The organism is Neisseria sp. HMSC068C04 (genome assembly GCF_001810105.1).
GTDB classification, from domain to species: domain Bacteria; phylum Pseudomonadota; class Gammaproteobacteria; order Burkholderiales; family Neisseriaceae; genus Neisseria; species Neisseria flavescens_B.
Genome location: NZ_KV799902.1, coordinates 49,491 through 66,326, shown reverse-complemented (window position 1 = coordinate 66,326; position 16,836 = coordinate 49,491). Strand labels below are relative to the sequence as shown.

20 protein-coding genes are annotated in these 16,836 nt (G+C 51.1%); 14 read left to right on the top strand and 6 right to left on the bottom strand.

What is annotated here, in order from left to right; all coding sequences use genetic code 11:
* Positions 1-34: 34 nt before the first annotated feature.
* Positions 35-1,192 carry an ATP phosphoribosyltransferase regulatory subunit gene (locus HMPREF2700_RS00865; protein WP_070589279.1) on the bottom strand — a complete coding sequence of 386 codons (1,158 nt, stop codon included), beginning with the start codon at positions 1,190-1,192 and terminating at the stop codon, positions 35-37.
* Between the two features lie 322 nt (positions 1,193-1,514).
* Complete coding sequence (locus HMPREF2700_RS00860; protein ID WP_004519923.1) at positions 1,515-2,318, bottom strand: outer membrane protein assembly factor BamD; 804 nt, start codon at positions 2,316-2,318, stop codon at positions 1,515-1,517.
* Here HMPREF2700_RS00860 and rluD point away from each other — a divergent pair.
* The 6 genes from rluD (at position 2,317) to HMPREF2700_RS00830 (ending at position 7,076) form a co-directional block, all read left to right on the top strand.
* A complete protein-coding gene (gene rluD, locus HMPREF2700_RS00855) occupies positions 2,317-3,441 on the top strand; it encodes a 23S rRNA pseudouridine(1911/1915/1917) synthase RluD (RefSeq protein ID WP_070589277.1) in 1,125 nt (374 codons plus the stop codon). The two genes, HMPREF2700_RS00860 and rluD, sit on opposite strands and share 2 nt — an antisense overlap.
* An 81-nt stretch (positions 3,442-3,522) precedes the next feature.
* The gene (gene pgeF / locus HMPREF2700_RS00850; RefSeq protein ID WP_070589275.1) at positions 3,523-4,293 is read left to right on the top strand and encodes a peptidoglycan editing factor PgeF; all 771 of its coding nucleotides are present in this window, start codon (positions 3,523-3,525) and stop codon (positions 4,291-4,293) included.
* A gap of 120 nt (positions 4,294-4,413) precedes the next feature.
* A complete protein-coding gene (gene lptE / locus HMPREF2700_RS00845) occupies positions 4,414-4,893 on the top strand; it encodes an LPS-assembly lipoprotein LptE (protein WP_070589273.1) in 480 nt (159 codons plus the stop codon).
* The gene (gene holA / locus HMPREF2700_RS00840; protein WP_070589271.1) at positions 4,893-5,894 is read left to right on the top strand and encodes a DNA polymerase III subunit delta; all 1,002 of its coding nucleotides are present in this window, start codon (positions 4,893-4,895) and stop codon (positions 5,892-5,894) included. The genes lptE and holA overlap by 1 nt, the downstream gene beginning before the upstream one ends.
* A gap of 146 nt (positions 5,895-6,040) precedes the next feature.
* Positions 6,041-6,460: a hypothetical protein gene (locus HMPREF2700_RS00835; RefSeq protein ID WP_003746427.1), complete on the top strand. Its 420-nt coding sequence runs from the start codon at positions 6,041-6,043 to the stop codon at positions 6,458-6,460.
* 91 nt (positions 6,461-6,551) lie between these two features.
* Complete coding sequence (locus tag HMPREF2700_RS00830) at positions 6,552-7,076, top strand: RDD family protein (RefSeq protein ID WP_070589269.1); 525 nt, start codon at positions 6,552-6,554, stop codon at positions 7,074-7,076.
* Between the two features lie 94 nt (positions 7,077-7,170).
* On the opposite strand, the gene HMPREF2700_RS00825 is transcribed toward HMPREF2700_RS00830, so the two are convergent.
* The 3 genes from HMPREF2700_RS00825 to HMPREF2700_RS00815 all read right to left on the bottom strand — a co-directional run bounded on the left by HMPREF2700_RS00825 (position 7,171) and on the right by HMPREF2700_RS00815 (position 9,682).
* Positions 7,171-8,406, bottom strand: coding sequence for a beta-ketoacyl-ACP synthase (locus HMPREF2700_RS00825; RefSeq protein WP_070589267.1), 1,236 nt, complete (start codon positions 8,404-8,406; stop codon positions 7,171-7,173).
* Positions 8,400-9,128, bottom strand: a complete 729-nt coding sequence (gene fabG, locus HMPREF2700_RS00820) for a 3-oxoacyl-ACP reductase FabG (RefSeq protein ID WP_070589265.1) — start codon at positions 9,126-9,128, stop codon at positions 8,400-8,402. Before fabG ends, HMPREF2700_RS00825 begins: the two co-directional genes overlap by 7 nt.
* Before the next feature lie 65 nt (positions 9,129-9,193).
* Complete coding sequence (locus HMPREF2700_RS00815; RefSeq protein WP_168162734.1) at positions 9,194-9,682, bottom strand: hotdog family protein; 489 nt, start codon at positions 9,680-9,682, stop codon at positions 9,194-9,196.
* Between the two features lie 110 nt (positions 9,683-9,792).
* On the opposite strand from HMPREF2700_RS00815, the gene HMPREF2700_RS00810 reads away from it, so the two are divergent.
* The 8 genes from HMPREF2700_RS00810 (at position 9,793) to HMPREF2700_RS00775 (ending at position 16,078) form a co-directional block, all read left to right on the top strand.
* Entirely contained in the window at positions 9,793-10,554 is a 762-nt protein-coding gene (locus HMPREF2700_RS00810) for a beta-ketoacyl synthase chain length factor (protein WP_070589261.1), read from the top strand.
* Positions 10,551-11,309 (top strand): lysophospholipid acyltransferase family protein, encoded by a 759-nt coding sequence (locus tag HMPREF2700_RS00805; protein WP_049344240.1) that lies wholly within the window; start codon positions 10,551-10,553, stop codon positions 11,307-11,309. Before HMPREF2700_RS00810 ends, HMPREF2700_RS00805 begins: the two co-directional genes overlap by 4 nt.
* Positions 11,306-11,566, top strand: coding sequence for a phosphopantetheine-binding protein (locus HMPREF2700_RS00800; RefSeq protein WP_003680822.1), 261 nt, complete (start codon positions 11,306-11,308; stop codon positions 11,564-11,566). Before HMPREF2700_RS00805 ends, HMPREF2700_RS00800 begins: the two co-directional genes overlap by 4 nt.
* Positions 11,567-11,578: 12 nt before the next feature.
* Complete coding sequence (locus HMPREF2700_RS00795; RefSeq protein ID WP_070589260.1) at positions 11,579-11,827, top strand: acyl carrier protein; 249 nt, start codon at positions 11,579-11,581, stop codon at positions 11,825-11,827.
* A gap of 72 nt (positions 11,828-11,899) precedes the next feature.
* On the top strand, positions 11,900-12,439 hold the full coding sequence (locus HMPREF2700_RS00790) for a COG4648 family protein (protein ID WP_070589257.1): 540 nt from the start codon (positions 11,900-11,902) through the stop codon (positions 12,437-12,439).
* 39 nt (positions 12,440-12,478) lie between these two features.
* Complete coding sequence (locus tag HMPREF2700_RS00785; RefSeq protein ID WP_070589256.1) at positions 12,479-13,234, top strand: hypothetical protein; 756 nt, start codon at positions 12,479-12,481, stop codon at positions 13,232-13,234.
* 15 nt (positions 13,235-13,249) lie between these two features.
* Entirely contained in the window at positions 13,250-14,953 is a 1,704-nt protein-coding gene (locus HMPREF2700_RS00780; RefSeq protein WP_070589254.1) for an ApeI family dehydratase, read from the top strand.
* Between the two features lie 36 nt (positions 14,954-14,989).
* A complete protein-coding gene (locus HMPREF2700_RS00775; protein WP_070589252.1) occupies positions 14,990-16,078 on the top strand; it encodes a FlxJ family methyltransferase in 1,089 nt (362 codons plus the stop codon).
* 90 nt (positions 16,079-16,168) lie between these two features.
* Here HMPREF2700_RS00775 and HMPREF2700_RS00770 read toward each other — a convergent pair whose 3' ends face one another.
* On the bottom strand, positions 16,169-16,825 hold the full coding sequence (locus tag HMPREF2700_RS00770) for a cytochrome b/b6 domain-containing protein (RefSeq protein ID WP_070589250.1): 657 nt from the start codon (positions 16,823-16,825) through the stop codon (positions 16,169-16,171).
* Positions 16,826-16,836 lie beyond the last annotated feature (11 nt).

The window sequence follows — 16,836 nt, the reverse complement described above, 5'->3', positions numbered from 1 at the left end:
ACCTTATTTCAGATACAAAATTTCAAAATAAAACTCAATCGTTCAAAGCGATTACTTTCCAAACGCCGTCTACCTGTTTCAGACGGCCTGTAACCTCTTCCGAACCGTTATAGCCGATACCGTAATCGATAACGACACATTGTCCTTGTTCGCGCAAAGCATCTACCGCTTCTTGAGCCGCAGGCACGTCTTTTACATCGACAGCCACCACGGATTCCCGTCCGATAGCAGGAAGGCGGCCGATAAAGCTGCGCAAATCAAAACTAAATCCGGCTGCAGGACGCGCACGTCCGAAGTATCCGCCCAATCCGTCATAACGGCCGCCGCGTGCCACGGCATCATGACGGTTTGAACCATAAGCCGCGTAAAGCAAACCAGTATGGTAATTGTCAACGCGCAATTCCGACAAATCGATATGCACTTTTTGATTTGGGAACGCGTCGCATACTGCCTGCAATTCATCCAAAGCCGCACTGACTGCGGACAATTCCGGTAATTTCTCTCTAGCCAAAGTCAGCACTTCACGACCGCCATACAGTCGGGGCAACAGTGAAAACGCTTTTGCCCACATACCATCGAGTTTCCACTCTTTGACCAACTGGCTGACGGCCTCAGCATCTTTGTCCTGCATCGATGAAAGCAGGGTTGCCGATTGCTGCTCATTCAAATGCGCGGCATTTGCCAAAGCACGGAATACGCCGATATGGCCCAATGAAAGTAAAACTTCACCCATATCGGCGATCTTCATACTTTTCAGCATCAAATCGATCAATTCAATATCCGCTTCAATGCCTTCCAAGCCGTACATTTCCGCACCCGCCTGCAAAGGCTCGCGCATATTGAGCAATCCGTCAGGCCGCGCATGAAGCACCGAACCGGCATAGCATAAACGGTTGATGCCTTGGTTGGCAGAAAGCAAGTGGGCATCAATACGCGCCACCTGCGGCGTAATATCCGCGCGGATACCGAGCTGACGGCCGCTGAGCTGATCGACGACCAAAATGGTTTTCAACGACAAACCGGCATCGATATGCGTCAATAAGGAATGGCTGTATTCCATCAATGGCGGTTGCACCAATTCATAACCATGCACGCGGAACAAAGCCAACAGCCGCTCACGGGCGCTTTCCAGTTGTCGGGCATTGGTCGGTAACACGTCGGCAACGTGTTCAGGAAGCTGCCAAGACTTCATGAGAATCTACCTCTGTTTTTTTGTAAACATAAAGGGCTGCTTAAATTTAAAACCAAACCAGCCTGACGACTGAAATTTTCCTGAATGCATCGACAGAACATCCGATGCGGCTTCAACAAAACTGATTTTAAATTTAAACAGCCCCTGAGTGACGGCTTCAAACCGTCGAGTTATTAAAATCAGACTTTACCATATTAAAACAAATTTTGCACCCTGTTTGCAGGAAACGTAAAAAAACATTAAAAACAAAGGCCGTCTGAAAACCAAATGCATAGATGCATCATTTTCAGACGGCCTTATTCATGCCTGAACAACCCGACGCTTAACGCCAGTAACGCCACCAAGGCATATCGTCAGATCGCCATTCGTGTTGCAAGAACGGGCTTTGCGGGAAGTTGGTTTCCAAAACGCGGCGCGTATCGGCGGCCAGTTGCGGCTTGTCCAGTTTTTTGTACGCCAATTCCATCATCGCCAAAGCTTCTTCGACATAACGGGTATTTTGGTAACGGCTGACGATTTTTTGCGCACGGTTGGCCGCTGCAACATAAGCGCCGCGTTTCATGTAATAACGCGCCACAGACATTTCGTTACCGCCCAAAGCGTCCACCAGCTTGGCCATGCGTTCGGTTGCATCGGCAGCGTATTTGCTGTTTGGATAACGTTGCACCAACTCGGCAAACGCCTGGTAAGCATCGCGGTTGGCTTTCGGGTCGCGGTCGGACCAGTCTTGGGAAGCCAGCTTGTTCAAGAAAGACTGGTCTTCGTTAAACAGAACCAGACCTTTCAAGTACAGCGCGTAGTCCATATTCGGATGTTGCGGATGATGGCGTTGGAAGCGCGCAATAGCAGCCAAGGCTTTTTCCGGCTCATCGTCTTTATAATAGGCATACGCCGTATCCAACTGGGACTGCTGAGCATAGCGACCGTTTGGAAAACGGGACTCTAAAATTTCGTATAACTTGACAGCTCGCGTATAATTGTTGCTGTTCAATTCGTCTTGCGCTTCGGCATAAAGCTTTTCCACACTCCAATCTTGAGTAATTTGGGCGTCTTTATCGATTGTGCCTTTATTTGCGCAGGCACTCAGTGCCAAACCTAAAGAAACTACTAAAAGAATTTTTTTCATGCAGAATACTTCCTTTGATAACGAAGCCGATTATAGCGATGATTTAGACTTTCCGTCATCCCCTGAAACAGAAAGTTGTGTTAATTTGACCGTTCCGCTCGAAATGGCGGGCGGAAGGCTGGATGCCGTATTGGCCAAACTCATGCCCGACTACTCGCGCAGCCGCCTGAGTTCGTGGATTAAAGAGGGTGCAGTCATTGTAAACGATAAGCCCGCGCAACCCAAAGATAAAATGATAGGCGGCGAATTGATTGCCGTTACGGTACGTCCGAGCGAAGAAAACCTCGCGTTCACGCCCGAGCCTATGGATTTGGACATTATTTATGAAGACGATACCGTCATCGTCATCAACAAACCGGCCGGACTGGTCGTCCATCCTGCCGCAGGCAACTGGAGCGGTACCCTGCTCAACGGCCTGTTGGCACACTGTCCCGAATTAAGCCAAGTGCCGCGTGCGGGCATCGTACACCGTTTGGACAAAGAAACCAGCGGCCTGATGGTGGTCGCCAAAACCTTGCCGGCGCAAAACTCACTGGTTCAACAGCTTCAAGAGCGCACAGTCAAACGCATTTACCGTGCAGTCGCCAACGGCATTGTTCCTTTCGACGGCAAAATCGAAACCCAAATCGGCCGCGATCCGCACAACCGCCTGAAAATGGCAGTCGTTAAATTCGGCGGCAAACCTGCCATTACCCACGTCAAAGTGTTGGAACGTTATCTGGCACACAGCTACATCGAATGCTCACTCGAAACCGGCCGCACACACCAAATCCGCGTCCATATGCGCGAAGCCAACCATCCGCTGGCCGCCGACCCTGTTTACGGCAATCTGCGCCACCCGTGCAGCGACGCAGTTAAAGAAGCCGTCAAAGCCCTCGGCGCGCGCCAAGCCCTGCATGCCTACCGCTTGAGCTTTGTACACCCGAAAACCGGCGAAACCGTTTCCTTTGAAGCGCCTATGCCTGACGATATGTACCACCTGCTTTCCGTCCTGCGTTTGGAAGCCGGTTTGGATTCGTCCCTAAGCAACGAGGAAGAATGGCAGGAGAAATTCGGCACGGACGATGACGACGATTGGAATGAAGAGGACTACGATGTCGAAGTCGTTTATGTAAGGGATTAAACCCATTTTTCAGACGGCCTAAAATATTATTTGAGGCCGTCTGAAATCAATCCGTTCCAATATTCAGCGATTAAAGATTTTATGAAAACCATCACAGATACCCTAAACCTCGCCCCGCAAGGCAAGAATTTTTTGACTGCCGACTGGCCTGCCCCTGCCAATGTTAAAACGCTTATTACCACGCGCAACGGCGGTGTCAGCGAAGGCGTGTACCGCAGCCTGAATGTCGGTTCGCACGTCGGCGACAATCTGCAAGCCGTGCTCCGCAACCGTGAAATCGTCCAGGAACAAGTCGGCCTGCCCGTTGCCTACCTCAATCAAATCCACAGCACCATTGTTGTGAACGCCGCCGAAGCGTTAGGCAATACGCCCGATGCCGATGCCTCGGTGGATACGACGGGCACGGTCGCCTGCGCTTCCATGACTGCCGACTGTCTGCCCGTCTTGTTTTGCGACAAAGCAGGGACGGTGGTTGCGGCAGCCCATGCGGGTTGGCGCGGTTTGGCCGGCGGCGTTTTGCAAAATACCATTGCGGCAATGAATGTCGAGCCGTTGGAAATCATGGCCTATCTCGCCCCTGCCATCGGCCCTGATGCGTTTGAGGTAGGGCAAGATGTATTTGATGCGTTTTGCACACCCATGCCGGAAGCTGTCGATGCGTTTGAAGACATCGGCGGCGGTAAATATCTTGCCGACATTTACGCTTTGGCGCGTATGATTCTGCATCGCGAAGGCGTGAACATGATTTATGGCGGCACCCATTGCACTGTCTTGGAACGCGATACTTTCTTCTCCTACCGCCGCGACGGACAAACCGGCCGCATGGTCAGCCTGATTTGGTTGGAAAAATAAGATTTTCGCCATCAAAGACAAGGCCGTCTGAAATACTTTCCGTTTGCGGTTTCAGACGGCCTAAACATTATTCGTTATAATCCGACGATACCGTAACCGGTTTCAACGAAGGAATATCCAATGAAAAAAATCCTATTGCCTGCACTCGCCCTATTGCTTGCTTCTTGCGGTTTCCACCTGAAAGGCACAGGCGTGACTTCTCAGCCGCTGCCTTATCAGAACTGGCATGTAGAAGGCGGAGCCATCATGCAAAAAGCGCTGGAAAATGCCTTACGCCGTGCCGACGGTCATCCGGTTAGCGAAGCCGAATCACAAATCACCCTGCGCGTTGTCGACTTCCAAAAACGCCGCGATATCTACACCATCACCCGCGCCGCCGCAATCAACGAATACCTGCTGGCCATGACCGTCAAAGTCCAAGCCTTCCGCAACGGCGAGCCGGTTGGCGAACCGATGGAAGTTAAGGTTCACCGCACCATGGACTACGCCGACAGCGAAGTTTTGGGCAAACAGGAAGAGGAAGAAACCATTTGGTCTGAAATGCGCATCGACGCCGCAGATCAAATCGTCCGCCGCTTGACTTTCCTGAAAGCGCAATAATGGCTGCCGCGCCCATTGAGAGCCTGCGCCCCGATACGCCGCTCAAACCGTTGTACATTATTCACGGCGAAGAGGATTTGTTGCGCATCGAGGCTTTGGATACGCTGCGCGCAGCCGCAAAAAAACAAGGCTATCTCAACCGCGAAGTCTATACCGCCGAAAACAATTTTGACTGGAACGAACTGTTGCAGAGTGCCGGCAGCGCAGGTTTGTTTGCCGATTTGAAACTGCTGGAAATCCACATTCCCAACGGCAAACCCGGCAAAAACGGAGGCGATGCCCTGCAAACCTTCGCCGAACGCCTGCCCGAAGATACGGTTACGCTCATCCTACTGCCCAAGCTTGAAAAAGCGCAAATCCAGTCCAAATGGTTTTCCGCATTGGCAGGCAAAGGCATCGTCTTAGAAGCCAAAGCCGTTGCGCCACATGCTTTGCCGCAATGGATACAGGGCCGTCTGAAACAGCAGGGTTTAGATATCGAACCTGAAGCACTCGCCCTTTTTGCCGAGCGCGTCGAAGGCAATCTTTTGGCCACCCGTCAGGAAATCGAAAAACTCGCCCTGCTCCATCCCCAAGGCCATTTGATCAATATTGACGATGCGGAAGCCGCGGTTGCCACCGTCGCCCGCTTCGACGTATTCCAACTGGCAGGCGCATGGATGAAAGGCGATGCCCTGCGCGTTTCCCGTTTGCTGGACGGTTTGGAAGAAGAAGGCGAAGAGCCGGTTTTGCTGTTGTGGGCGGTTGCCGAAGACATCCGCACCCTAATCCGCCTGACTGCCGCGCTCAAGCAAGGCCAAAACATCCAAAGCCTGCGCAACAGCCTGCGCTTATGGGGCGACAAACAGACCCTTGCGCCGATGGCGGCCAAACGCATTTCCATCAACCGCCTACTCGACGCGCTCAAAACCTGCGCCAAAATCGACCGCATCATCAAAGGCGCGGAAGAAGGCGATGCATGGACTGAATTCAAACAACTCATTACCTCGCTGGCCGCCTGAAACCGTTGCCACGCGTCAAGAAACTTGCACGCAATACGCCCCAAAAACAGAAAATACTGTAAAATAGCGTAAACTTAAATTCAGGCCGTCTGAACCTCGCATTTCAGACGGCCTCTTCCAGCAAAAAACAAGGAAACACCAACCATATGGATAATAAAACCAAACTTCGCATCGGCGGTCTGGCCCTGCTGACCACTGCCGTATTAAGCCTCATCATCGTTCTGATCGTCGATTCATGGCCGCTGGCCATCCTGTTGGCCGTCATCATCGTGGCCGCTGCCGCAGGCGGTTTCGTTTGGACTTCACGCCGTCAGCAACGCCAATTCCTCGAGCGCCTGAAAAAATTCGACATCGATCCGGAAAAAGGCCGTATCAACGAAGCCAACCTGCGCCGTATGTACCACAGCGGCGGCCAACATCAAAAAGACGCGATTACCTTGGTTTGCCTGTCACAAAAATGTTCCGTTGACGAAGCGCACGCCATCTTCAAAAAACGTCCGACCCGTCAGGAAATGAACCAAATGGCTGCCCAACAGGCACGCGGTCAAAAACGTCCACATCGCTAATCCCGACAGTAACAGGCCGTCTGAACATCCTATCCCGTTTCAGACGGCCTATTTTTATTTCCATCAAACCCATTTCCGTTTCCATCGCATTATGACCCGTCTTCCTACTGCCCCACTCAAACGCCGCCTCGCCGCACTGGTTTACGAACTTCTGCTGACCGGCGCCGTTACCAGCATTGCCGCCCTTGCTGCCGGTATTGTCGCTATCTTTCTCAATCCCGTTTCCACGCGCCTGTCCATGCTGGTAACCTGTCTGATTTTGTTCTACGCATGGTGGCTCTACTTTCGCGCCAACTGGCACAAAAAAGGCCAAACCCTCGCCATGCAGACATGGAAAATCGGTTTAGCCGATAAAAACGATACCCAGCCGCCCCTGCCGCAGCTGCGCCTGCGCTTTATTTGGGCAAGCATTTTTATTGTTTTCATTCCCCTGTTTGCCTATGCCGGATTGCGCCATCTGCTCAATATCCCGCCCAAAGGCGCATTCGGCGCCGCGCTCATTTGGCTCATCCTGCCATGGGGCTTCGCCCTGTTCCATCCCGACCGCCAGTTCCTCTACGACTTCTTGGCTGGAACAAGGCTGGTGGATTTGAATCAGAAGAAAACAAACGAATAAAATCCAAAAGCGGCTCAATCCGTAAATAAAATAAAGGCCGTCTGAAACTCAAGATAAGTTTCAGACGGCCTTTAATCATAACATCAAGCAATGATTATTCTTGCCAACGTTTGAACACCAGCGAAGTATTGACGCCCCCAAAAGCAAAGTTATTGCTGACCACATAATCGGTTTTAATCTCGCGTCCGCCCGTTTGGATGTAATCCACCTTGCCGCAACGCGGATCGATGTTTTCCAAATTGACGGTCGGCGCAAACCAGCCGTTGTTCATCATTTCGATGGTAAACCAGGCTTCCAATGCCCCGCACGCGCCGAGTGTATGGCCGAGATAGCTTTTTTGCGAACTCATCGGCACAAAACCAAATACTGCCTCAGTCGCCAATGTTTCGGCAATATCGCCTTTTTCGGTCGCCGTACCGTGGCCACTGACATAGCCGACTTTATCAGGCGTAATACCGGCGTCTTTCAGCGCAAGCTCCATACATTTTTGCATGGTCTCTTTTTGCGGTTGAGTAACGTGGCTGCCGTCGCTGTTGGCACCATAGCCGACAAGCTCGGCATAGATTTTCGCACCGCGCGCACGGGCGTGTTCCAATTCTTCCAATACAAAAATGCCTGCGCCTTCGCCGATGACCAATCCGTCTCGAGCGTTGTCGTAAGGGCGTGGCGTCAGCTCAGGTTCGCCGTTGCGGCGGCTGGCTGCATAAAGCGAGTCGAAAACATAAACTTCAGACGGACAAAACTCTTCGCCTCCGCCGGCCAACATCATATCAATCAGGCCGTATTTAATCGCTTCATAAGCATAACCAATGCCTTGGCTACCCGAAGAACACGCGCTCGAAGTCGGGATAATGCGGCCTTTCAAGCCGAAGAAAATGCCGATATTGGCGGCAGTCGTATGCGGCATCATGCGCACATAAGTATTGGCGTTGAAATTGCGCGATGTGCCGGTAATCAAAAGTTCACCCATATCGCCGATGTCTTTGGTACTGCCGACAGACGAACCGCACGCTACGCCCATACGGCCGTCGGTAATGCTTTCATCACCCAGCAAACCTGCATCCGTCAAGGCTTGTTCCGCCGCATCGACACACAAATGCGACACGCGCCCCATGCTTCTGAGCTGCTTGCGCGTCCAATGTTCGGGAGGAGAATAGCCTTCAATCGGCGCACCCAGTTGCGCCTCCAATTCAGGAAAGCGTTCGCTCCAGTCCATGTATTTGACTGCGTTTTTTTCGGCTTTAAAGGCCGTCTGAATACTTTGCCAATCACGGCCGAAAGCGGTAATACCGCCGATACCTGTTACAACGACTCTTCTGGTATTCAACACAAACCTCCGTTCACAGCAATCACTTGGCGCGTAATGTACGCCGCTTTTTCATCCATCAAAAAGCGCACCACATGCGCCACTTCCTCGGGCAATCCCATACGCGCGGCAGGGACGGCCTTTAAGATTTCTTCGACAGGTACGTTCTCATCGATAATATCGGTATCGATAAGGCCCGGCGCCACGCAGTTGACGGTAATTTTTCGTTTTGCCAACTCAACCGCCAAGGCTTTTGCCGCGCCGATCAAGCCCGCTTTGGACGCGCTGTAATTGACCTGACCGCGGTTGCCCGTCAAACCGGACACCGATGCCATGCACACAATCCGTCCGGCTTTTCGGCGGCGGATCATCGGCATGGTCAAAGGGTGCAACACATTATAAAAACCGTCCAAATTGGTACGCAGCACCAAGTCCCAATCATCATCTGTAAACGCAGGAAACGCATTGTCACGCGTCAGGCCGGCGTTCAACACCACGCCGTAATATGTGCCGTTTGCCTCAATGTCGGCAGTCAGAATTTCACGGCAGGTTTCGCGGTCGGACACATCAAACTGCAACACGCGCGCATTTCTACCCAATGCACGGATTTCTTCCGCGACAGCTTCCGCTTCATCGCGGCGGCTGCGGCAATGGACGACGATATCAAAGCCGTCCTGCGCCAAACCAAGCGCGACGGCTTTGCCGATACCGCGATTAGACCCTGTAATTAAAATAGTTTCACTCATACGTTTTCTCACTATATCGACAGGCCGTCTGAATCTTTGTCTTTTCAGACGGCCTTGTAAACGGTTTAAATGACTTGACCGTCTTTCGGACTGTACACATTTAAAGAAGCTTTTGCCAGCAAACCGTCCGACGGCAACAGATGCTTCACATCTTCCGGCGCATCCGTCCAGCGCAACTCGCAATCAAATACGCCCATGCCGCCCAAATCCTGAATGGACACATGCGCCCTGACTTCCAGCTCAGTACCGACAGGCACGGAATCAGCAAACAAATCCAGCTTGCGCGTTCCCAATAAAAAACCCAAACGGACAGGCTCTCCGGCCTTTAAAGCTTCAATGCCTGCAAACGCGCCTATGCCCTGCGCCATCAATTCCATATAAGCCATAGACGGCAACACACCGTCCTGCAGCAAAATATGCTTGTCGCCAACCGGCGCACGGCAAACCGTGTAGTCATCGCCAAATTCTTTCACACAGTCGATAAGCACCATATGTCCGCTGTGCGGAAGCAACGAAGCCACATCATAAATCGGGGCACTCGGTATTGAAGGCATAAAATGTCATCCGGGAATAAATTACGTTACAATATGCATTATAACAGAGCCTAGCTTTTACTAACCCATTTCATTACAATGTATGAAAATGTAAAACATTGAAAGACATCATGCCTCAAAACGTTTGCCGTTTCAGCTTCAATATCGCCGCATGGCAGGCCTCCTCCAGCAAAATCAGTACGCCGGAGCAATGGCAGGACTGGGCACAGGGAAAACTCGATACCGCCTCCCTGCCGGAGTGCAAACCAGCGCTCTCCTTTTTGCCGCCTATGCAACGCCGCCGCTTGGGAAAAGCGGCGCGCTTGGTTTGTGATGCCGCATGGAATCTGGCCGACCAATATCCTGAAAGCGTCCCGGTGTACGTTTCGCACGACGGCGAAAGCAACCGCAGCTTTGAATTATGGCAAGAGCTTCTGAACACGCATACCGTCTCGCCGACCTCATTCGGCCTGTCCGTTCACAACGCGACGATTGGGCAATGGTCGATGTTGCGCAAAGACATGAGCGAACATACCGCGTTGGCCGTTGCCGCCGATTCCTTTGAAACCGCGCTGACCGAGGCATTCGCGCTTTTACAAGACGGCGCGCCGTCTGTTTTAGTGATTGTCGCCGATGATCCGTTATCTGAAGACTATCCCGTCTTGGCTACCCGTGCGCCGTTTGCCTATGCATTGGCACTGGTCATTACTAAAGGCGAAGACTATACCTTAAGCTTGGAAACCACATCCGCAAGGCCGTCTGAAAATCCTAACGATACAACAGTCGAGCCCTATTGGAGCAGCTTGGAGTGGATACGCTTCCTGCTTTCAGACGGCCGGCAACACACGCAACACTATATCGGTAGAAACTGGCACTGGCAGAAAAACGCATGAAGACTTTAGACTATTTCCGTCGCTTTTTTGCCACACTCTTCGGCTTCATCCTCTTCGGCGTTGCGGGCGTATTGTTCAAAATCGCACTTTTACCCTACACGCTCAAGTCCACCAAAGGCGACATCAAACGCCAACTTGAAGCAAGGCGCATGATAGGCAAAGTTTGGCGTTTCTTTGTCGGCTACCTGCAATGGTCGGGCGTATTGAGTGTCCGCTTCAACGGCTTGGAAAAACTCGGCAGGCCCGGCCAGCTTATTCTTGCCAACCATCCCTCGCTTTTGGATGTCGTCTTGCTGATCAGCCATTATTCGGAGCCGAACGTACTGGTTAAAAAAGACCTGTTGCACAACCCAAGCATGAAAAGCCAGATTATCGCTTCAGGCTACATCCCCAACGACGAAAGCATGGAAATGCTGGAAGAAATAGATGCCGTGTTCAAAAGCGGGCAAAGTTTGCTGATTTTCCCCGAGGGCACGCGCACAGGTTGGGACGGACAGGTTAAAATGCACCGAGGCGCCGTATCGCTCGGTTTGCGCAGCGCATCAGTCATCACGCCCGTGTGCATCAAGATGACGCCGCCCAATTTTAAAAAGGGGCAGCCGTGGTACAAAATCCCGCCACAAAAAATTCATTATGAAATTACCGTCGGCGACGACATCCTGCCTGAAGAATGGCTGGCAGAAAAACCCCTGCCCATCGCCGCACGCCGTTTAAACGAATACCTGCAAGACTATTTTACAAGGAAAACCACATGAGCAATTTAGAAAACCAAATCAAACAATTAATCATCGACAGCTTGGGCTTGGAAGACATTACTGTTGCCGACATCGGCAGCGAAGATCCGCTTTTCGGTGACGACGGCCTGGGTCTGGATTCGGTTGATGCATTGGAACTTGGTTTGGCCGTACAAAAAACCTTCGGCTTCCAGCTCGACGGTGAAAACGACAACCTGCGCGAAAACTTCGCCAACGTCAAAACACTGGCCGAGTTCGTCAAGAGCCGCCAAGCATAAGGGAGAGACAAGATGACCGAACAAGAAGTACGCACCCTGCTGACCGATACACTGGTTAACCTGTTTGAAATCGAACCGGAACGCATCAAACCCGAAACCAACCTCTACGAAGATTTGGAAATCGACAGCATCGACGCCATCGACCTTATCGACCACATCAAACGCGAAACCGGCCGTAAACTGCAAGCCGAAGACTTCCGTAATGTGCGTACCGTAGAAGACGTGGTTCAAGCGGTTTTGAAAGTACAACAAGATTCCTGATTCCGCTTTGAATCTGCATATTTTCAGACGGCCTTGTCAATCCGCAAGGCCGTCTGAAAATCAATCACAACCATGAAAATATTAGGAAAACTCCTACTGACCCTCGCCAGCCTCGCCTATCCGCTCCTATGGTATTACGGCAGGGAAAACGGCGCATTTTTCTGGCTTGCTGCGGCCATGTGTGCGTTATGGCTGATACGCGCCGCCATACCGCAAACCACAGCCCAACGCATTACGGCAATTATCCTTTCCGCCTTTTTTGCGGCAGTACTGGTTTTCAGACGACCTGATTCGATGTATTGGTATCCCGTTGCCGTCAACGCGCTGATGCTTACCGTTTTCGGCGGCAGCCTGTTTGCCAAACAAACCGTTATTGAACGCCTCGCCCGACTGCAACATCCCGACCTGCCGCCCGAAGGTGTGCTGCATACTCGTCGTGTTACGCAAATCTGGTGCGCGTTCTTTATCTGCAACGGCGCAACCGCCGCCATTTTGGCAGGCTTGCAATATTACGATTGGTGGGCGGCTTATACAGGCATTGTGTCGTATGTGTTAATGGGAATCTTATTTGCCGGAGAGTGGATTTATCGGAAATTGGTTTTGAAGGTTTAAACCATTAAAAATATTTCACCAATTAGACGAATAACCATAATGAAAAAAATCATCCTACTTACCCTGATTTCCTTCACATTTACCGCATGTTCTTCAACGTCTAAAACGCCTTTATCCCCTGAAGAAAAGGCAGAAGCCGAATACAAGAAAAATTATACGGAAGTTGCCAGCCATACCATCAAAACGCGCTCGGGAAACCTGACCGTCATTGACCGAATACACAATAGTTATTCTGACGATACTACAACCAGCAGCATGAATTTGATGATTATTCGGAAATCCAATACGGTAAAAGCAGGGGCTGCACAAACAGCCGTATTTACAGCAACTTTTGCATTACTGATTCTTGCCCGCAACAGCAATCATATTGCATATGAAGGCCCTGACCTGCTGGGCAAACACAGTTTAAGCGGAAAGCCCATTAAACCAAATTTTGCGAATCCTGCTTTTGAACAATTCTCCCCAAAAGTTCGCGATTGGGCGGCAAAACGGTCATTTAAAGGCAATAGTGCCAATAAAAAACTATTTGTCCAACCGGGCCGTTTCTATTTGGTTTATGAAAAATTCAATAAACGAGACCGCTTCTTTCTGAACAATGAAGTCAGTCTATTTTTAGACGGGCAAAACGGCAAAACCGATCGGTTACTCCATTGCTTCAAAAGAAGTGAAAGCCATTCATTGGAAGAGTGGCAGGCAAATGATTACGAATTGGTACGCCAAACGACAAACAAACAATACGATGAATGCTTGGCCCAATTCAAAGAAGATACCAAGGCAAATACATCAAAATTATAAAACCTTAGAACCATCATGCACCTAACCCAAATCCTATCCCCCGACCTGCCCCAACACGACCTTATCGCCGCCCATCCGAATTGGACGCGTGCTGATTTCAACCGTGCGGTTTTCCACCTGTCAGGCCGTCTGAAACAGGCAGGCGTGCAAACAGCCGCGTTGTGGTTTGACGATGCCGCGCTGTTTGCTTGTGCCGTGTTGGCAGTGTGGCATTCTGGCGGAAAGGTGTTATTGTTGCCCAATTTGGCGCAAGACAATTTGGAGTGGGGCAAAACGGCAGAAGCGTTTTTAACGGATTCAACAGATAAAAAACTATTTTCAGACGGCCTGAACATCTGGCATTTGCCTGATATATTAGCTAAAACAGATTTGGAAGGGCTGAACACTTATCCTGAAAACCATCTAATTCCCGACCATGCCGAAGCATGGCTGAAAACATCAGGCTCCAGTGGCGAAGCGCAGATTATTGTGAAAACCGCCGCGCAAATGCAGGCAGAAACCCTGACTTTGGCAAATACGCTGCCATTTGGACAACATGGTGAAACCGTGATTGGCAGCGTGATTCCGCAACACCTTTACGGCTTCACGTTCCGCTTCGCACTCGCGCTGACAATGGGTTGGACTATGGAACGACAGCAGGCTGTTTATCCGGAAAACCTGCTTTCCAGCACGGCCGCACATGATAAAGTGGTTTGGATTGCCAGTCCGGCCGTACTCAACCGCTTAGGTGAAAACCGCAACTGGCAAAGTATCGGCCATAAAATTGCAGGCATTGTCTCGGCCGGTGGTGCATTGCCCGCAGCCACGGCGGATTTGCTGCAACAGGCTGCCGTCCGCCCGTTTGAAGTCTATGGCAGTACCGAAACCGGCGTGATTGCCTCACGTTGCGAACGCCAAGAATGGCAGCCGTTCGAAGGCGTGGAAATCGGACAAAACGAAGAAGGCGCACTGTGGGCTTCTTCGCCTTGGTCGCCCGAACGCCGTCAAACAGCCGATTTGATCGAGCCGCAAGATGACGGTTTTCTGTTACTCGGTCGCCAAGACCGCATTATTAAATTTGAGGACAAACGCGTCTCGCTGACCCAAATCGAACACGAACTTTTACAACACCCTTGGATTGCCGACGCCCACTGCGGCCGCCATCCGCAACATCAACGCATCGCCATATGGGTGGCATTGAACGCGGACGGTATCGCCGCCTTGCGTGAGAAAGGCCGTGCTGCGGTTGCCGATACGCTCAAACGCCATCTGGCCGCCACGCAGGACACCATCGCCCTGCCGCGCTACTGGCGTTTTACCGATGGCCTGCCGCGCAACGCCCAAGCCAAAATCGCCGCGGCGGATTTTCAGACGGCCTTTACCGTTGCCCAAACTTCGCCCGTTTGGTCGAAAACTTCATCTGACGATGAAACCAATACCGAAATTTTTATCGGGCGCGTGCCTTTGGATTTGGTTTATTTCGGCGGCCATTTTGCCACCTTCCCGCTGGTTCCCGGCGTGGTCGAGCTACAATGGGTGCGCAACCTGATCGCGCCCAAGCCATGGAGTAAACAGCGCGTCATCCGCATCGAAAATCTAAAATATCAGCAGTTTATCCGTCCTCACGATGAAGTGTCGGTAGAGCTGAAATACGATGAAGGTAAAAACAAACTGAGCTTTAAAATCAACAACGGAGAGCATCCGTGTGCATCAGGACGGATTGTGTTTGAGGCCGTCTGAATATACTTATTAACTTTTTAGTGGAAAACCAACAATATGCAACTCTTCCCTGCCCTAGAACAACGCTATTCCCACGAACACCAGTCCGCAGGCGAGGCTCAACGTCTGGCTCAAGAAATCGCTTTTGCACCGATTGTGTTCCAAGTTTCCCGCCTGATGGTGAAATTTGGCATTCTGGACTTGCTGAACGACCATCCAGACGGCCTCACTCAAGCCGAAATTGCTGAAAAAGCGAAAATCAGCAACTACGCGGCACAAGTCCTGCTGGAAGCTTCGCTGTCTATCGGCACTGTCTTGACTCGCGACAACCGCTATTTCATCAGCAAGGCCGGTTGGTTTGTCCTCAAAGACAAAATGGCCCGCGTCAACATGGATTTCACGCAGGAAATCTGCTACCAAGGCATGTTTGATTTGGAAAAAACCCTGCAAACCGGCAAGCCCGAAGGCCTGAAAGTATTCGGCAACTGGCCGACCATTTACGAAGGCTTGTCTTCATTGCCAAGCATCGCGCAGGAAAAATGGTTTGCATTCGACCATTATTATTCCGACAATTCCTTCGCCGAAGCACTGAATACCGTGTTCGCCAAACCGGTTAAAAAACTGCTCGATGTCGGTGGCAACACCGGCCGCTGGGCGGAACAATGCGTCAACCACAATGCCGAAGTCGAAGTAACCATCATGGATCTGCCGCAACAAATTGGCTTGATGCGCGAGGCGACCAAAGGCAAAAACGGTGCGGACCGTATCCACGCCCATCCGGCCAACCTGCTTGATCCTGAAATTCCGTTTCCAACCGGTTTTGACGCGATTTGGATGAGCCAATTCCTAGACTGTTTCACCGAAGAACAAGCCACCAGCATTCTTCAACGCGCCGCTGCGTCTATGAGCGAAAACACCAGCCTCTACATCATGGAACCTTTCTGGGACAGACAACGCTACGAAACCGCCGCCTACTGCCTGACCATGACCAGCCTGTATTTCACTGCCATGGCCAACGGCAACAGCAAAATCTTCCACTCTGAAGACCTGATCCGTTGCGTTGAAAAAGCCGGATTGAAAGTAGCGGAAATTTCAGACGGCATCGGTCGCGGCCACAGCATCTTGCGCTGCGTTAAGGCCGTCTGAACATCATCTTTTAAACCCTAAAAAGAAACCGACCCCGACAGCCATTTCGGCTATCGGGGTCGGTTTGTTTTAGGTATCAGCCTTAAAACATCAACCGCGCAACATCCATACTGTGCACACCAAAGCAATCGCCACCAACAAAGCGGCAAACAGTTGCCCCATTCCGGCCAATTTAGGCTGCTTGGCATCGATGGTTTTAAAGCCGTTAATCATCGGCGTAATCAAATCCTGTTTTTTCACAAAGCGATACAGCAAAACAGCCGCGATATGTACGCCTGCTAAAACAGCTAAGACATTAAAGAAATTGACATGGATTTTTCGCGCCAGCGTACCGGCGTGTTCGCTGACCAAATGATTCAAAAAGCCGGAATTGGTAAACGTATTTTCATCAGCGGCAAATAAGCCTGTGGCCGTCTGAAAAACCAAGGTGGCCAATAAAGCGATGACCATCAGCGCGCCCAAAGGATTATGGCCGACCAATTCGTCTTCAGACATCTGACCTTGCGTATAGCGGCGGATTTCGGAAAACGGGCGCACAAATCGGCTGAATTTTGTCGTATCGCTACCCCAAATTCCCCAACACAAGCGGAAAACCACCAACGCCAGCATCAACAAGCCGCCACGCAAGTGCCATACCAGCATATCGCCGCCTTGGGTTGCGCTGTACCACATAAAACCCATCAATAACACCAAGAGCCAATGGAACAGGCGCGTAGGAGCGTCCCAAACTTTTATTTTTTGCTTCATTACCTTTTACT

What these genes read in the sequence shown, in the direction of transcription:
- HMPREF2700_RS00865 (WP_070589279.1), bottom strand. Translation starts at nt 1,192, where the DNA reads ATGAAGTCTTGGCAGCTTCCTGAACACGTTGCCGACGTGTTACCGACC.
- rluD (WP_070589277.1), top strand. Translation starts at nt 2,317, where the DNA reads ATGCAGAATACTTCCTTTGATAACGAAGCCGATTATAGCGATGATTTA.
- HMPREF2700_RS00860 (WP_004519923.1), bottom strand. Translation starts at nt 2,318, where the DNA reads ATGAAAAAAATTCTTTTAGTAGTTTCTTTAGGTTTGGCACTGAGTGCC.
- pgeF (WP_070589275.1), top strand. Translation starts at nt 3,523, where the DNA reads ATGAAAACCATCACAGATACCCTAAACCTCGCCCCGCAAGGCAAGAAT.
- lptE (WP_070589273.1), top strand. Translation starts at nt 4,414, where the DNA reads ATGAAAAAAATCCTATTGCCTGCACTCGCCCTATTGCTTGCTTCTTGC.
- holA (WP_070589271.1), top strand. Translation starts at nt 4,893, where the DNA reads ATGGCTGCCGCGCCCATTGAGAGCCTGCGCCCCGATACGCCGCTCAAA.
- HMPREF2700_RS00835 (WP_003746427.1), top strand. Translation starts at nt 6,041, where the DNA reads ATGGATAATAAAACCAAACTTCGCATCGGCGGTCTGGCCCTGCTGACC.
- HMPREF2700_RS00830 (WP_070589269.1), top strand. Translation starts at nt 6,552, where the DNA reads ATGACCCGTCTTCCTACTGCCCCACTCAAACGCCGCCTCGCCGCACTG.
- fabG (WP_070589265.1), bottom strand. Translation starts at nt 9,128, where the DNA reads ATGAGTGAAACTATTTTAATTACAGGGTCTAATCGCGGTATCGGCAAA.
- HMPREF2700_RS00815 (WP_168162734.1), bottom strand. Translation starts at nt 9,682, where the DNA reads ATGCCTTCAATACCGAGTGCCCCGATTTATGATGTGGCTTCGTTGCTT.
- HMPREF2700_RS00810 (WP_070589261.1), top strand. Translation starts at nt 9,793, where the DNA reads ATGCCTCAAAACGTTTGCCGTTTCAGCTTCAATATCGCCGCATGGCAG.
- HMPREF2700_RS00805 (WP_049344240.1), top strand. Translation starts at nt 10,551, where the DNA reads ATGAAGACTTTAGACTATTTCCGTCGCTTTTTTGCCACACTCTTCGGC.
- HMPREF2700_RS00800 (WP_003680822.1), top strand. Translation starts at nt 11,306, where the DNA reads ATGAGCAATTTAGAAAACCAAATCAAACAATTAATCATCGACAGCTTG.
- HMPREF2700_RS00795 (WP_070589260.1), top strand. Translation starts at nt 11,579, where the DNA reads ATGACCGAACAAGAAGTACGCACCCTGCTGACCGATACACTGGTTAAC.
- HMPREF2700_RS00790 (WP_070589257.1), top strand. Translation starts at nt 11,900, where the DNA reads ATGAAAATATTAGGAAAACTCCTACTGACCCTCGCCAGCCTCGCCTAT.
- HMPREF2700_RS00785 (WP_070589256.1), top strand. Translation starts at nt 12,479, where the DNA reads ATGAAAAAAATCATCCTACTTACCCTGATTTCCTTCACATTTACCGCA.
- HMPREF2700_RS00780 (WP_070589254.1), top strand. Translation starts at nt 13,250, where the DNA reads ATGCACCTAACCCAAATCCTATCCCCCGACCTGCCCCAACACGACCTT.
- HMPREF2700_RS00775 (WP_070589252.1), top strand. Translation starts at nt 14,990, where the DNA reads ATGCAACTCTTCCCTGCCCTAGAACAACGCTATTCCCACGAACACCAG.
- HMPREF2700_RS00770 (WP_070589250.1), bottom strand. Translation starts at nt 16,825, where the DNA reads ATGAAGCAAAAAATAAAAGTTTGGGACGCTCCTACGCGCCTGTTCCAT.